Source organism: Haloechinothrix aidingensis, from assembly GCF_013450155.1.
Classification (GTDB): domain Bacteria; phylum Actinomycetota; class Actinomycetes; order Mycobacteriales; family Pseudonocardiaceae; genus Haloechinothrix; species Haloechinothrix aidingensis.
Window position 1 is genome coordinate 863,014 of the sequence record NZ_JACCKD010000001.1, and the last position, 15,254, is coordinate 878,267.

At 65.4% G+C, this 15,254-nt stretch carries 12 protein-coding genes; 10 read left to right on the forward strand and 2 right to left on the reverse strand.

Annotated features, from left to right (window positions below; all coding sequences use genetic code 11):
• The first annotated feature begins 481 nt into the window (after nt 1-481).
• From eccCa to H0B56_RS04325, 5 genes are all read left to right on the forward strand, one after another.
• Nucleotides 482-4,504 (forward strand): type VII secretion protein EccCa, encoded by a 4,023-nt coding sequence (gene eccCa / locus H0B56_RS04305; protein ID WP_180891565.1) that lies wholly within the window; start codon nt 482-484, stop codon nt 4,502-4,504.
• Nucleotides 4,505-4,571: 67 nt separating this feature from the next.
• A complete protein-coding gene (locus H0B56_RS04310; RefSeq protein WP_180891566.1) occupies nt 4,572-6,536 on the forward strand; it encodes a type VII secretion-associated protein in 1,965 nt (654 codons plus the stop codon).
• Between the two features lie 307 nt (nt 6,537-6,843).
• On the forward strand, nt 6,844-7,158 hold the full coding sequence (locus tag H0B56_RS04315) for a WXG100 family type VII secretion target (protein WP_180891567.1): 315 nt from the start codon (nt 6,844-6,846) through the stop codon (nt 7,156-7,158).
• 51 nt (nt 7,159-7,209) lie between these two features.
• Nucleotides 7,210-7,503, forward strand: coding sequence for a WXG100 family type VII secretion target (locus tag H0B56_RS04320; RefSeq protein WP_180891568.1), 294 nt, complete (start codon nt 7,210-7,212; stop codon nt 7,501-7,503).
• A gap of 95 nt (nt 7,504-7,598) precedes the next feature.
• Nucleotides 7,599-8,576, forward strand: a complete 978-nt coding sequence (locus H0B56_RS04325) for a DUF3558 family protein (RefSeq protein ID WP_246360790.1) — start codon at nt 7,599-7,601, stop codon at nt 8,574-8,576.
• A gap of 22 nt (nt 8,577-8,598) precedes the next feature.
• Here the strand turns inward: H0B56_RS04325 and H0B56_RS04330 are convergent, their stop codons facing one another.
• Both H0B56_RS04330 and H0B56_RS04335 read right to left on the reverse strand, forming a co-directional pair.
• Nucleotides 8,599-9,042: a DUF4333 domain-containing protein gene (locus H0B56_RS04330; protein ID WP_180891570.1), complete on the reverse strand. Its 444-nt coding sequence runs from the start codon at nt 9,040-9,042 to the stop codon at nt 8,599-8,601.
• Nucleotides 9,043-9,072: 30 nt separating this feature from the next.
• Entirely contained in the window at nt 9,073-9,918 is an 846-nt protein-coding gene (locus H0B56_RS04335; RefSeq protein WP_180891571.1) for a hypothetical protein, read from the reverse strand.
• 265 nt (nt 9,919-10,183) lie between these two features.
• Between H0B56_RS04335 and rplM the strand changes: the two genes are divergently transcribed.
• The 5 genes from rplM to H0B56_RS23180 all read left to right on the forward strand — a co-directional run bounded on the left by rplM (nt 10,184) and on the right by H0B56_RS23180 (nt 15,232).
• Complete coding sequence (rplM, locus tag H0B56_RS04340) at nt 10,184-10,627, forward strand: 50S ribosomal protein L13 (protein ID WP_089302366.1); 444 nt, start codon at nt 10,184-10,186, stop codon at nt 10,625-10,627.
• The gene (gene rpsI, locus H0B56_RS04345; protein ID WP_089302367.1) at nt 10,624-11,109 is read left to right on the forward strand and encodes a 30S ribosomal protein S9; all 486 of its coding nucleotides are present in this window, start codon (nt 10,624-10,626) and stop codon (nt 11,107-11,109) included. Before rplM ends, rpsI begins: the two co-directional genes overlap by 4 nt.
• A gap of 224 nt (nt 11,110-11,333) precedes the next feature.
• Nucleotides 11,334-12,668 (forward strand): phosphoglucosamine mutase, encoded by a 1,335-nt coding sequence (glmM, locus tag H0B56_RS04350; RefSeq protein ID WP_180891572.1) that lies wholly within the window; start codon nt 11,334-11,336, stop codon nt 12,666-12,668.
• Between the two features lie 195 nt (nt 12,669-12,863).
• Nucleotides 12,864-13,193, forward strand: coding sequence for a hypothetical protein (locus H0B56_RS04355; RefSeq protein WP_180891573.1), 330 nt, complete (start codon nt 12,864-12,866; stop codon nt 13,191-13,193).
• A 74-nt stretch (nt 13,194-13,267) separates the two neighbouring features.
• On the forward strand, nt 13,268-15,232 hold the full coding sequence (locus tag H0B56_RS23180; protein WP_180891574.1) for a hypothetical protein: 1,965 nt from the start codon (nt 13,268-13,270) through the stop codon (nt 15,230-15,232).
• Nucleotides 15,233-15,254 lie beyond the last annotated feature (22 nt).

Consider the following 15,254-nt stretch of genomic DNA (forward strand, 5'->3'; position numbering starts at 1 on the left):
GGCCCGCGGGTGCTCGCCGCGCGCGTGCACCCACGGTCGTGCGTAACACGGACCAGCGTGTGTGCCGCACCCGCTGGCCCCGACACCCGAACAACCTATTCGGCGTACCTGCAGGCGCCGACACCGGCCACCCCGCCGTGGCGCGACGCGGTTTCGTGTGCCGTCGGGTTACTTATATCGAACCCGGGTGGGTGCTCGCTGGCCGGCCGGGAAATTCACGGTGCTGATTGCCTGATTCAGGGTGTGTGGTGTCGGTGTGCCGTGCTTGACTACCGTAGTCGCGGTTCGTGATGAAGTGCGGTCCGTTAGTGTGGCTGTCCGAGCGCGCTCCTGGGGCCGATGAGTCGGGTACGGGTTGGGTCGGTCGTCCTCGCGGAGGGTGCGGGCCGGCCCGGCTGTCCGCTGCCGTCGGCCGCGAGTCACCTTCTGGGTGTGGGTGGCCCGCTGGGCGCTGTCGTTGAGGTGAAGAGGGGTTCATTCGGTGAGCACGCTGAAGTTCAAGCGATCGCCACGGCTGCCTGCGCCACGTATGCCGGGTGGCGAGGTTCACCTCGAGCCGCCGCCGGAGATCCCGCGCCAGATCCCGGGCAACATCCTGACGAAGCTCATGCCTGTGGTGATGATCGTCGCCATGCTGGGGATGGTGGCGTTCATGTTCACGAGCATGCGGGAGTCCGGTGGGGGATTGCGCAGCCCGCTGTTCCTGATGATGCCGCTGATGATGATGCTGTCTATGGCGGGCATGTTCCTGGGTGGTGGCCGCGGCGGCAATCAGAGCAAGGCCGAGATGAACGAGGACCGGAAGGACTACCTCCGGTATCTCGGTCAGATGCGGGAGCGGACCCGGAACGTGATGCTCGAGCAGCGGGCAGCGCTCGAGTGGGCCCATCCCGATCCGGAAACCCTGCTGTCCATCGCCACCAGCCGCAGAATGTGGGAACGCCGGGCCGGGGACAAGGACTTCATGCACCTGCGGGTCGGCCGTGGCTCCCAGCGACTGGCCACCCGGCTGGTTCCACCGCAGACCGGCCCCGTCGACGAGCTCGAACCCATCTCGACGCTGGCGTTGCGGCGGTTCACCCGGTCGAACTCGATGGTCCGGGACTTACCCACTCAGGTGAACTTCCGTGGCTTCGCGTCGGTGACCGTGCAGGGCGAGCGTGACAACGCTCGAGCGTTCGTCCGGGCGGTGCTGGGCCAGGTGGTGACGTTGCACAGCCCGGAGGACGTGCTCGTAGCGGTCGCCAGCGCCGGAAGGGCCAAGGAGCACTGGGAGTGGGCGAAGTGGTTGCCGCATGCGCAACATCCGACGCTCACCGACGGCATCGGCCAGGTACGGCTGATGTCCAATTCGCTGGCCCAGATCGAGGAGTTGCTGGCCGAGGAGCTGCAGCCACGCCCACGCTTCTCCAGGAAGACCCCGTACGCCGACGGCCCGCACATCGTCATCGTCGTCGACGAGGCCGACCTCACCAAGGAGGAGCGGATCGTCCTCGAGGAGGGCATCTCGGGTGTCACCGTACTCGACGTCGCAGGCCAGCTGGACAGGCTCTCGGCCAGGCGGGGCATGCGGTTCATCGCCGAGGAGGACAACCTCGGTGCCGAGAACGCCGGTGGCGTCGAGTGGTTCGGCAGTATCGACCTGCTCAGCCTGGTGGAGATGGAGTCGCTGGCGCGCAGGTTGTCGCCGTACCGGATATCGGTCAGCCAGGCCGGTGACGAGGAGGAGGACTCGCCGCTGGCGTCCAACCCCGGTTTCCTGGAACTCCTCGGCATACCGGGTGACCCGATGACGTTCGACATCCAGCAGGCGTGGCGGCCCCGCCCCGTTCGTGATCGGTACCGCGTGCCGTTCGGGGTCGGCGAGCAGGGGCAGCCGGTCGAGCTGGACATCAAGGAGGCCGCCCTCGAGGGAATGGGGCCGCACGGGTTGTGTGTCGGCGCTACGGGGTCGGGTAAGTCCGAGTTCCTGCGCACACTGGTGCTCGGCATGCTCGCCACGCATTCGTCGACGACGTTGAACTTCGTGCTCGTCGACTTCAAGGGTGGCGCGACGTTCCTGGGGCTGGACTCGGCGCCGCACGTGTCCGCGGTGATCACCAACCTGGCCGACGAGGTCACGCTGGTCGACCGTATGAAGGACGCGCTGGCTGGTGAGATGAACCGTCGTCAGGAGGCGCTGAAGAACGGCGGCAACTTCAAGAACGCGTGGGAGTACCAGAAGGCGTGGGAGAACGGTGCCGATCTGGATCCCATGCCGGCGCTGTTCATCGTGGTGGACGAGTTCTCCGAGTTGCTGTCCGCCAAGCCGGACTTCATCGACCTGTTCGTGGCGATCGGGAGGTTGGGCCGGTCGCTGCAGATGCACATGTTGCTGGCCTCGCAGCGCCTCGAGGAAGGCAAGCTGCGTGGCCTGGACTCCCACCTGTCCTACCGGATCGGGTTGAAGACCTTCTCCGCTGCCGAGTCGCGTGCGGCGATCGGCGTGCCCGACGCGTTCGAGCTTCCCTCGCGGCCGGGTGGCGGGTACCTCAAGTACGACACCGAGTCGATGGTGCGGTTCCAGGCCGCGTACGTCTCCGGGCCCTACCGGCCGGCGGGCATGAAGGTATCCGGCCCTTCCGCCGACGGTGTGCGTGCGGACAAGCGCCCGAAGCTGTTCGTGCCCGACTACATCGAACCGCCGGAGGAATCCGAACCGGAACCGGAGGTCGAGGAGGAGCCGCAACAAGAGGAGTCCGACGATTCGAACGAGCCGAGCGAGCTGGATGTGATCGTCAGCAGGCTCGTCGGCCAGGGTCCGCCTGCGCACGAGGTGTGGCTGCCGCCGTTGAACGAGCCGAACTCCCTGGACACGATGCTGCCCAACCTCAATCCCACCGAGGAGCGCGGACTGTCCCCTGTCGATTTCTTCGGCAACAGCAGGCTGCAGGTGCCGCTCGGCGTGGTGGACCGCCCGTACGAGCAGCGGCGTGACTTGCTGTGGGCGGACGTTTCCGGTGGCGCCGGGCATGTCGCGATCGTCGGCGGTCCGCAGTCGGGTAAGTCGATGATGCTGCGTACGTTCATCATGTCCACCGCGCTGACGCACACCCCGACCGAGGCCCAGTTCTTCGGCATCGATCTCGGCGGCGGCACCCTCGCGTCGCTGTCCGGCCTGCCGCACTCCGGCGGGGTGGCCGTCGCCAGGCGCGAGCCGGACAAGGCCCGGCGGATCGTCGCGGAGATGACCACGCTGATGAACGAGCGGGAAGGCCGTTTCGGCGAGCTGGGCATCGACTCGATGAGCGACTTCCGCACCATGAAGCGGCAGGGACGCGTCACGCCCGAGCAGGACCCGTTCGGCGATGCCTTCCTGGTCATCGATGGCTGGAAGGCCCTGCGCGACGAGTTCGAGGAGCTGGAGCCCCAGATCACCAAGCTCGCCACGCAGGGCCTGGCGTTCGGCGTGCACGTGGTCATCGCGACGAACCGCTGGGGTGACTTCCGGCCGGCGATCAAGGACATGCTCGGTACGCGCTTCGAGCTGCGTCTCGGTGACCCCGGTGAGTCCGACATCAGCCGGAAGAACGCGGCCAATGTGCCCCCGAACCGTCCCGGCCGCGGGATGACGCACGACGAGCTGCATTTCCTCGCCGGTTTGCCGCGTATCGACGGGTCCAGTGACGACGAGACGGTGGGTGACGGCGTCGCCGACGCGGTCGCCAAGATCAAGGGTGCGTGGCGCGGGCGTCCGGCGCCGTCGGTGCGGCTGCTGCCGGATCTCGTGCGCTACGAGGACGTGCTCGCCAACGACGCGCGCCGGGATTCCCGGCTCATCCCGATCGGCATCAACGAGGACGAGCTGGCGCCCGTCTACCTCGACTTCGATGCCGAACCACACTTCATCGCGTTCGCCGACGGGGAGTCCGGGAAGACGAACTTGCTGCGCCAGATCGTGCGTGGTGTCAGCGAGCGCTACACGGCGAAGGAGGCCGTGGTGATCCTCGTCGACTACCGGCGCACCTTGCTGGGCTTCCTCGAGGGTGACCAGCTACTCGGGTACGCGGCGTCGGGGAACCAGCTGGAAGGCATTGTCAACGATGTAGCGAGCTCGATGAACAAGCGACTGCCGGGCCCGGACGTCACGCAGGAGCAGTTGAAAAACCGTTCCTGGTGGAAGGGGCCGGAGCTGTTCGTGGTCGTCGACGACTACGACCTGGTGGCCTCGCAGGCCAAGAATCCGTTGGAACCGCTGGCGCCGTTCCTGCCCCAGGCCAAGGATGTCGGCCTGCACCTCGTTGCGGCTCGCCGCACCGGTGGAGCCAGTAGGTCGATGTTCGACAAGGTGCTCGGCAAGCTCAAGGAGCTGGCCGTACCAGGGTTGATCATGAACGGTTCGAAGGACGAGGGGCAGCTGCTGGGCAACGTCAAACCGTCCCCGATGCCGCCCGGCCGGGGGACGTTCATCAGCCGGAAGGTCGGCAAGCAGCTCATGCAGGTTTCCTGGATCGACCCGGAATGAGACGTGGCTGGCTCCCCGGCCTGGCTCGGCAGGCAACGGGTTGCCGGCACGCGCATAAGGTGTGGACATGAGCCTGCGGGTGGCTGTGGATTTCGGTACGTCCAGCACGTGTGTCGTAGCGTCCCTGGACGGGCGTGAACCACAGGTCGTGGTGATCGACGGGCATCCACTGTTGCCGTCCGCGGTGTACGCGGCACAGGACGGGACGCTGTTCGTCGGCAGGGAGGCCGAGCGGCATGCCGCCGTGGACCCGTCGCGTTACGAACCGCACCCGAAACGCCGGATCGACGAAGGCGAGCTGCTGCTGGGCTCCGCGGTGATACCGGTACGGGACGCTGTCGGGGCCGTGCTGCGCAGGGCAGTCGCCGAAGCGCGCCGGTTCGCGGGGGACGCCGCCGTCGACGTGCTCGTGCTGACCCACCCCGCGGACTGGGGGATGATGCGTACCCGCGTGCTGCGCCAGTCCGCCGGCCATCTGGCCCGCGAGGTCGCTCTCGTACCCGAACCCGTCGCCGCGGCCGTGTTCCACGCCGCCACCCACGCCCCTTCCCACGCTGGTCCCGCCGGCTACCCGCGCGGCGACGAGCGAACCGTCACGTTTCGCGGGCGAACCGTCGACGCGCTGGCCGTGCTCGACGTCGGCGGAGGGACGGTCGATGTCAGTGTGGTGCAGCAGGACGGCTCGGTAGGCGCGGCACGGTCGGCCGGTGAGTCGTACGGTGGTTTCCGGGTGCTTGCGACGCGGGGAGATCCGGGGTTCGGAGGGGCCGACATCGACCAGGCCCTTCTCGAGCATGTGGGGCGGAGCGTCTCGGGATCGGGCCCGGAATCGTGGCGCGAGCTGCTGGAAGGCCGCGAGCTCGCAACCCGTCGTCGCAGGCGGGTTCTGCGCCAGGACGTCCGGGATGCGAAGGAGACGCTGTCCCGGCACACCTATACGGATGTACCCCTTCCGGAACCGTTCCCGGACGCGCACGTCACGCGCGTGGATCTGGAGAGACTGATCACGGCACCGCTGGGACGGGCGATCGAGATGACGTCGTCGGCGATCGCGGACGCTCGCTTTCGCGTCGGCGATTTGACCGGCCTGTTCCTCGTCGGCGGGTCGAGCCGGATACCGCTGATCGCTCGATTGGTGCACGAGCGCATCGGCATCATGCCAACGATCCTTGATCAACCGGAAACGGTGGTCGCTCGTGGGGCCTTGCGCGCCGTGCTGGTCGAGCCCGGCCGGAGAGGGTCGCAGGGGGGCACGCCCTCCCCACCGGCAGGTACGGCCGTTCCTCCGGACCAGCAGCGAACGACGGTCGTCGGGCGTGAGGATGTCCCTTCGCGCGGCCGGCGCCCGCAGGCGCCGCCACAGGTTCCGCCAAGTGTTCCCGCCCCGGCGGCTCGACAAGCGATGCCCGCTGCCGCGCCGGTACCGCAACGCGGACCTGAACCTCCGCCGCCAGCTTCAGATGCCCGGCCGGGGCCTTCTCCGCCGGCTCGCCCCAGCAGGATCCGAAGAGCCCTGCCGTGGTTGCTGGGTGGTGGTCTGGCTGTCGCCACGGCCGCCGTGGCCGGTGCGGTCTTGCTGCTGCGCAACGCTGACCCGGACGGCACGACGATCGCGCGGTACGACTACCGCATCACCGCGCCTGCCGAGTGGACACAGGCAGGTGGCGACCAGGAACGAAAACAGATCATCCTGCGGCCCGAGGGAGCCGAGGGCAGTGACGATTTGATCGTGGTGCAGCAGTTCGACCTGCGCCGCGACGTGGGTGACGGTCTCGATCGCGTCGCCGACGAGATCGAAGGGCTGCTCGAGGAGGCGGGGGACCGGTACGCCGAGTTCGATCGCGACGCCACGTACGCGGGCAGGGATGTCATCTACTACACCGAGGCCGGTGAGCAGTCCGAGACGGACTGGTTCGTCGTGGTGGACGGACGTGTGCAGGTCAGTGTCGGGTGCCAGTACACCGATCCGGGTCTCGAACGGGTCGAATCGGCGTGTGAACAGGTTGTGCGGACGTTGACCATCACCGAGTGAGGGACCCCGCGATACCCGCTCGTCCGAGTGAGATGGAACAGGTGCATCCGCGGAACCGAGCGCGCCGGGTGGAGCCTGACGCTTGTTGCTGCAGGTCACAGGGGTGCTTCGTGGGGCGCACGATGATGTTCGGTATCCGTGACGCGGATCGCTGATACGTGTCCGTGACGTTGCCGTGTTTGCGCTCGCAACGACTTGCGGAATGTTCCGGACAGTGGGGAACCGGCCATGGCAGGCTCACCGTCGTAGGCCACGTACGCGGCAATCGACGTACGAGCACAATACGATCGAAGGGGGCTCATCCCACATGGCAGGCGGTTTCGAAGGTGAGATCGCGCAATTCAGCGCGGCGCACAAGAGCGTAGAGGAAGCCAAGGGGAATCTGGACAAGATCCTCGGCGACGTTCGCGCGACGGTCCAAGAGACCAGGGCCGGTTGGCAGGGCGATGCCGAGAAGACGTTCGAGAAGCTGATGGAGCGCTTCAACGAGAACGCGGTGAAGCTCAACAACGCCCTGCAAGGGATCGGTGAGCAGTTGCAGTCTGCCGGTAGCACCTACGAGGCGCAGGAGATGGAAGTCGCAGAGCAGATCAGCAACATCAGCAAGGGCTTGGACGGCTGACGTTCGAGTCCTGTTCTCAAACTCTCTCGACGACTTCCTGGAGGAGAAACGATGCCCGCAGAAATGAAGGTCCACTACGAGACGCTGTTCAACGCTTCAAGCGAGGTGGAAATGGCCTCCAAGGCGATGACCGAGGCCAGTGACAACCTCAAGAATGACCTCAACCCGCTGGTCAGTACCTGGAGTGGTGAAGCGGAGCAGAACTATGCAAAGCTGCAGTCGGAATGGGACACGGCGCACGCTGAGTTGAATCAGGTCCTTGCTCAGATCGCTACCGCCCTCCAACGGATCGGTGAAGGTTACCGGGATATGGAAGGTCATCAGGCCAAGAAGTTCCTCGGCTGAGTCAGTTGACAGCAGCGATGTGGCCCCGGGATTGTGGTCCCCCGGGGCCACATCTTTCGAAGTCACGGGTATCTGAGTAGCCGATGCCGCGAAGCATGCGATCAAGCATAGTCCTCGGCTGGTTGTGGACACTGACGCTACTCGCGTCGTGTGCGACAACCGTGGGCGGGAACGCACAGTTCCCCGAGGACGCCGAGCCGGTACCGCAAGGGCTCGCCGCGATCGACCCGTGCTCGTTGATACCCGAGGATTGGCTCTATTCATTCGAGCTTGAAGAAGGGAAGTACAACGAAGCCGACGAGCGGGTGCGTGCGCCGCATGGCTGTGACTGGCGGCCCAGCGGTGACCAGATCGGCGGTAGGGGTGTCTCCGTAAGAGTCGCTGGTGATATGGCCCCAGCTAAATATGATGCTGACATCGATTCGCATTCGGAAATCAGGATTGGGGGTTTAGATTGGAGGGTTTCGGACAACTCTGAATTGTTGGAAGGGCACTGTTTCCTGATTCATATTGTCGACGACGAGTCATTCGTATCCGTATCGAGTATGAACCTCAGCGACGAGACCAAAGCATGTGACAAGGCCGAGGAAGTGGCGCCGGTGATTGCTGCGCAGCTGCCCGGGGGTGATCCAGCTCCGGAACCCCCACAGGTCGAGGAGAGCCCGGTCACTGACGTCGACGCATGTGAGTTGCTGGCTCATGACGATGCCGAAGAAGAGGGCCTCCAAGCCCCCGGCGAGGAGACGGATTCGGACCTATATCATCGCGGCTGCGAATGGCTCCCGAGCGAGGATTCATCCGAATTGCAGGCTGTAGTGATCATGATCGATATAGAACGTTCGATAGAGCGGAGATTTGATGCAGAGCCCGATGACACTTTTGAAGTAGCGGACCGTAGTTGGAAGATCTTCGACAGTCCGTCCGAGGGAGAAGGTTTTTGTTACGTCGGTACTGACACGTCGCCCAGATCCTATGTCGCGATATTCAGCTCGAATCACGCGGATCCTGATTCTGGATGCGACCAAGCGACGGACCTGGCGCCGCTAGTGACGGGAAACCTACCTGCAAGTTAGGTCCAGCATTCTCGTTTCCAGCTTACTCAGGAGCGCCGACCTCGAACTCGGGCTTGTCGTTCAGCACGCGGATTTCCACACTGCGTTCCTCACCTGCGACCTCCACAGTGCAGGCGAAGGTATGGCCGGGGTCGATCTGTTGATTCGCGGGGCACTGAGCTTTCGACACGTCGTGCTCACCGTAACTGTCGGTGAGCATGTCGATCACGCCGCGTTCCAGTGATGTCGTGCTGAGTACGTCGCCCTGGAACGCACCAAGCAGCCATGCTCCGAGCGCGCTACCGGCAAATACGACGGTTATAGCTCCGCCGACGAGTGCCCGTTTCTTCTTGCCGGACGGTAATGTACTTGTGGCTTGCGCGAAGACGCCGAATCCGCCGTAGGTGTCGTACTGAAAGGTGTGACCTCCGGGAGTCCCTGGTGGGTGTGTCCACTGAGGTCTTGGTTCGTTCGGGGGGAAGCTCATCGAGTACTCACCGGATCTCCACCTGGCCGATCAGTCGGCAGTGATCTCGCCCATCCTGTCGAGGAATTCGTCTGCTTCCTCTTCTGTTTCGAGTTCTGTCACATCTTCGTCATCCGGAAGTTCCGGAAAGTCGCTCTCGGTCGGCTCGCCCAGTGTCCGGTAGCTCATGCGTAGTTCGAGCTCGTGTTCCTCATGGGATTGCTCGGCCTCTAGTGCTATTTCTTCGACTTTCCTGTCGGAGTCCAGGATTACTCGTGCCGTAATCGAGTGGTCTTCGAAGGTCTCTCTGATCTGTTCCACCGCATCGTCGGGCAATACGATGACTCTGTTGTCAAAGAAGGTGTCCCACGGTACCTCGGCGGTAATCTCGACCGATCCGTCGTCGAGGCTGCGAGCGTTCGCGAGAGCGCGCCTGTCCTGTTCGACGCTCTGTTCGATCGCGCCCGTCATCTTGCACGCGTCCTGTGCGCCGTGCCATACACACTCCGACACGAGGTCGAACTCGTATCGGTCGGGCATGGATACCCACGGAGTATCCACGAGGTCGCTGTAGGCGCCGCTGAGTTGGACGAACTCCTTGTCAATGTCGGCAGGAAAGTAGTAAACGCGCTGGTCAGCCGGATTCCTATTGTTGCGCTGCGTTGATACACGTGCCGGAGGAGTGCCCATGCGGGCGGTTTCAGTCTCGGAGTCCAGCCATCGTTCATCAAGCCTGATGTAACGCTGTATCAGGGTCTTCCTGTCCTCGTAGGCGAGGATGTCGTCCGTCAGGCCCGCCATGGTGTCCTCGAACTTCGTGCCGATGTGGTTGGACACGGCTTCACCGTCGGCGATGGCGTCGCCGTCCCGTTCGGCAGCGCATCCCGCGACGAACACAGCCAGGCAGGATGCGATGGCTACGTTACGTAGTCGAGTGCGTCGCGATCGTGACGACGACGTCACACATCCCCCAATGCGGTGCTCGTGCATGCTCACTTGGCTGAGAGTCTGTCCGGTAGGCTTGCACGATAGCAGGGGAAGTACCCCGGTTCATGTGGCCTGAACGCCTACAGGTACATTGGTACCTCGTTGTGCGATGTGGCGCGTCCGCGCTCGGCCCGCACAGACATCCGGAAGCAATGTAGGACACAGAGGTAGCACCGTGCCCACGTATAGCCCGAAGCCCGGCGACATCACTCGCGCCTGGCACGTGATCGATGCTCAGGACGTCGTCCTCGGCCGCTTGGCGACCGAAGTGGCGGCACTGTTGCGCGGCAAGCACAAGGCGACATTCGCTCCGCACGTGGACACTGGTGACTTCGTCATCATCGTCAACGCCGACAAGGTCGTGTTGACCGGTAGGAAGCGTGAGCAGAAGTTCGCCTACCGCCACAGTGGCTACCCCGGTGGCCTGCGTAAGCGCAGCTTTGGCGAGATGCTGGACACCAAGCCGGAGCGGCTGGTGGAGAAGGTCGTCAAGGGGATGCTGCCGAAGAACAAGCTCGGCCGTGCCCAGGCGAAGAAGCTCAAGGTCTACGCCGGCCCCGAGCACCCGCACGAGGCGCAGAAGCCGCAGCCACACGAGATCACCAAGGTCGCCCAATGAGTGAGGAAGAACTTGTGACCAGCACTGAGACCGAGCCCGACCAGGGTGTGACGACCAGCGAGACGCCGGCGGCGTCAAAGCCCTCGCGAGCGGCCGGCGGCAGTGCGCACGCCGTGGGGCGCCGCAAGGAAGCCGTCGTCCGCGTGCGCCTCGTGCCGGGTTCCGGCGAGTTCAAGCTCAACGGCAAGCCGCTGGAAGAGTACTTCCCGAACAAGGTGCATCAGCAGCTCATCCGCGAGCCGCTGGGGACGGTGGACAAGCCGGATTCGTTCGACGTATTCGGCAACCTCACCGGGGGCGGTACGACCGGCCAGGCAGGTGCCCTGCGACTGGCGATCGCCCGGGCACTGGCGGAGATCGACGGCGATGACCGCCCTGCGCTGAAGAAGGCGGGCTTCCTCACCCGAGACTCCCGGGCCAAGGAACGCAAGAAGTACGGCCTGAAGAAGGCCCGTAAGGCTACGCAGTACAGCAAGCGCTGACCTGCGCGAAAGCACTTCCCGAAGGCGCTCACCCGTTATCCGGGTGAGCGCCTTCGTGCGTGTGCGGCTACCAGGACCACGTTTAGCCCGCGAAACGTGCACGCCGACGCGCCCGGGTGGGAAGTCGCGGTTAGCCCGCGAAACGTGCATGGAGCCCCGGCAAGACGTGTCGGTGGCCACCCGATACGTTGTTCGGCATCGGAGCTCGGAGGAGGTCGGTGAAGATGGCACGGCTGTTCGGCACGGACGGAGTGCGCGGTCTGGCGAACGGCGAGCTCACACCGGAGCTGGCGATGGCGGTCGCGGCCAGCGCCGCCCGGGTGCTCGCCGCGCACGACCGGTCGCACAGGCCGGTCGCGGTAGTCGGTAGGGACCCCCGTGCCAGCGGCGAGATGCTGGACGCTGCCGTGGTGGCCGGCCTCGCCTCGGCAGGCGCGGACGTGCGCAGGGTCGGGGTGCTTCCCACCCCGGCAGTTGCGCATCTGGTCGCCGACGTCGGCGCGGACCTGGGAGTCATGATCTCGGCGTCACACAACCCGATGCCCGACAACGGGATCAAGCTCTTCGCCGACGGTGGTCACAAGCTTCCCGACGGGATCGAGGACGAGATCGAAAAAGGCCTCCACGTCAACGGCACCCGTCCCACCGGTGCCGAGGTCGGTCGAGTCGCCGAGCTCGATGACGCGCTCGATCGATATGTCGACCACCTCCTCGGGGCAGCTCCGCAGCGGCTCGACGGGTTACGTGTCGTGGTCGACTGCGCCAACGGAGCGGCGACGTTCGCCGCTCCGGAGGCCTACCGCCGGGCCGGCGCCGACGTGGTCGCGATCAACGCTGAGCCGGACGGGGTCAACATCAACGACGCGTGTGGATCCACCCATCTCGACTCGCTGCAGGCAGCCGTCGTCGAGCACCGCGCGGACCTCGGGATCGCCCATGACGGGGACGCCGATCGGTGCCTGGCGGTGAACTCCGCGGGCGAGGCGGTCGACGGCGACGAGATCCTCGCGGTGCTCGCGCTGGCGATGGCGAAGTCCGGTGAGCTGGTCGACCAGACGGTGGTCGCCACGGTGATGAGCAATCTCGGCCTCCACCTGGCGATGCGGGAGCACGGCTTGCAGCTGCGCACTACGGCCGTCGGAGATCGCTACGTGCTCGACGAACTGCGGGCAGGCGGATACTCGCTGGGTGGCGAGCAGTCCGGCCACCTCGTCCTCCCCGCTCATGCGACGACAGGTGACGGCCTGCTGACGGCTCTGCGCTTGATGGGGGCGGTAGCGGCGTCCGGTAAGCCGCTCGCCGAGCTGGCCGGGGTGATGCGCAGGCTGCCACAGGTGCTGGTCAACGTGCGGGTAGCGGACAAGGACGCTGTGGTGGAGTCTCGTCTGGTCCGCAGCGCGGTCGACGATGTCGAAGGTGAGCTCGGTGAGCAGGGCCGAGTTCTGCTGCGCCCGTCCGGTACCGAGCAGCTCGTCCGTGTGATGGTGGAGGCTCCCGACCAGGAAACCGCCCAGGTGGCTGCGGACCGGTTGGCGGGTGTGGTGTCCTCCGCGTCGTAGGCATAGCACCGTAACCGGGCCCGTCCCCGTAGGCGAAGGTGGTGCGTCCCGGTACGGCGGACACGACGTACGCGAACGGCTGCGACGCGTAGGTCTTCCGGGTAACTTGTGGGGCCGGATCGTGGCACCGATCGGTGCCACCGTGCGTCCAAGCTGTCGACGTACGAGATGGACACCGGGGGTAGGTGGTAACAGGTGGGCAGCAGCGACGGCCAGGGCATCGATACCGAGGGTGTACGCGACATCGGGAAGGACGTAGGCACGCTCGCGGCGGCAGTCGAGGAAGCGGCGCGGCACGCAACTCCCGAGAACATATCGGCAGACGACTTCGGCAGCTTCCGGAAAGCGGAGTCGGTATCCCACTCGCTTCTGGAGAAGGTCAACGAGCTGGCGGAGGGCATGGGTGCGCTCGCCGAGTTCACCGAGCGGTTGGACCGGGCGTTGTACGAGGTCGCTGAGGAGGGCGAACAGACCGAGTTCGCGGTCCGTGACGCGCTCGTCAAGCAGCAGGAGGGGCTGTCGTAATGGGTTCGGTCGCTTCTATCGCGGACAGTATCGAGCAAATCGCGCTTTCGCGGCACAATGTCGACTCGGACGACGTGAGCGACAATCGCGTCGAGGAGGTCGCGGAGCTGTCGGATCTGCTTCTCATCGGGAATCTGGGTGAGGTGTACGCGGCCTGGAGAAAATGCTCGTGGGCGGATGGTTTCGACGTCAGCGTGGGCCTGTGGGAAGAGTGCGACGAGTACGCTCTCTTTCCCGAATTGTATAATCTGCACTGGGGGAAGATCGCTTACCTGAGGAACATCCTGAAGGATATGGGGGACATCGGGGGCGAGTTGGGGAACGCGTTCAACGCTGCTCGTACCGGCTTGGATACCGAAGGAGGCTGGCGCGGGGTCGGCGCGGACGCTGCCTACGAGCGGATCAGCCGAGTCGTCAATGATGCGGGCAAGTACCAGGACGTGAACTGCGCGCTGGCAGGGGCATTGGATGGTTACCTCGAGGTGACGAGGGAAGCGATCGGCGAGTTGGTGAATCAGTGCCCCACGGAGATGCTGGACAAGTACCGGCGTGACAGCGACGGCTACTGGGACATCAAGAATACGTATCAAGAAGTCATCGAGGAATCGCAGAAGGACTCTGATTACAAATATTTGCCCGATCCATTAGCGTGGTGGGCAGGCGGTGAGACGCGCCGCGAGGAGTATGAGGAAGAAATAGCAACCCTCAACATCTTCGCACAGCACTATGTCAATGCTGTGCAGTACCTTCGGGACATGCTTCCGGCGACCGTCGACGCGCTCGATGCGAGCGCCGGTGAGTTGCGAGAGGCGTTGAGCGAGTTCCGCCACGACGAGGTCCCGTTCACCCGGTTGGCGCAACCGGACCCGACGGCTTCTGGGAACGGTGGTTCCGTTGCGGGCGGACACGGAGCCGGAGGGGGTAACGGCGCTGGAGGTCCGGGCCTCCCTGCCGGTGGCGGCGGTGGCGCCGGGGTGGCGCCGCCGACGGGCGGGGCCGGCAGCACGGACGCTCCCGGGACGGATCGGCCAGGCGCCGACCCACCAGGTCGCACTAGCCCGAGCGCTGCCGTGCCGGACGGTGTCGAGACGGAACCCGGAGCAGGTGCCGGCTCGGGTGGGTCCGGCGGCGTCGCGAGCGAGGAATGGGGCGGGGACGACGCGCTGACGGTCACGAAAGGCAGTCACGAGCTGTCCATGACCGAAGTCGGCGAGGGCGGTCGGATGAGCATCACCGTCGACGACGGTCGCGGGAAGCCACGTGAGCATTTCCTGGACTTCGCGAACGGAGATGTCGCGACAGCCGGACCCGGCGCGCCAGGCGTCGACGGTGATGTGCTCGAAGGAGACCACGAAGTTTTTACACCGGGTGGGAACGGCGTCATCGAGTTCGAATCGGGCGAGCTGACGGTGACGGCGGAACGGCCGGATGGCGCGGGCGGCCCGGTCGAGGTAACCGTGGACGACGGTTCCGGCGAGCCCACGACGTATACGCTCGAGTCCCCGGGGGACGGCTCAGGATCCGTCCCGGATCAGGCGTGGCCGACCGAGCCTGTCACGGGGGCCGACGAGCCGATCGGCGCGGGGATCGCCGGATTGGACAAGTCCGGCGGCGGGGTCGGTGCAGGCGTAGCCGGTGGAGCCGGAGGTGGTGCGCTCGGCGGCGATCTGGGTGGTACCGCTGCCGAACCGAGTAGCGGTGCGGGGGTAGCGAATACCGCAGAGCTGGGTGCCGGAAGCCAGGCTGGGGCGGTAATGCCACCGGAGACGGGCACCCCCACCAGCGGTTCACCCGCAGCGGGAGAACCCGGCGGCGGGGCCGGGCAGGGCCAACAGTCCGGTCAGGGACGCATGACGGGCGGCGGCATGATGGGTGGCATGGGCGGCGCCGGTGGTGGCGGCGGGGGCGATCAGCAGCATGAGCGCCAGTACCAGATCGGCGGTATCGAGGGTCTCTTCGAGGATCTCGAGCTCGATGGTGGAGCGGCGCGAATCAGCGGGATCATCGGTGATGATGCCGAGCTCGACGGTGAGAGCTGACCATTGGCGTCATCGCGCGCTG

Excerpts from the sequence above, each read along its gene's own strand:
- H0B56_RS04310 (WP_180891566.1), top strand. The coding sequence starts at position 4,572 with ATGAGCCTGCGGGTGGCTGTGGATTTCGGTACGTCCAGCACGTGTGTC.
- H0B56_RS04315 (WP_180891567.1), top strand. The coding sequence starts at position 6,844 with ATGGCAGGCGGTTTCGAAGGTGAGATCGCGCAATTCAGCGCGGCGCAC.
- H0B56_RS04320 (WP_180891568.1), top strand. The coding sequence starts at position 7,210 with ATGCCCGCAGAAATGAAGGTCCACTACGAGACGCTGTTCAACGCTTCA.
- H0B56_RS04325 (WP_246360790.1), top strand. The coding sequence starts at position 7,599 with ATGCGATCAAGCATAGTCCTCGGCTGGTTGTGGACACTGACGCTACTC.
- H0B56_RS04330 (WP_180891570.1), bottom strand. The coding sequence starts at position 9,042 with ATGAGCTTCCCCCCGAACGAACCAAGACCTCAGTGGACACACCCACCA.
- rpsI (WP_089302367.1), top strand. The coding sequence starts at position 10,624 with ATGAGTGAGGAAGAACTTGTGACCAGCACTGAGACCGAGCCCGACCAG.
- glmM (WP_180891572.1), top strand. The coding sequence starts at position 11,334 with ATGGCACGGCTGTTCGGCACGGACGGAGTGCGCGGTCTGGCGAACGGC.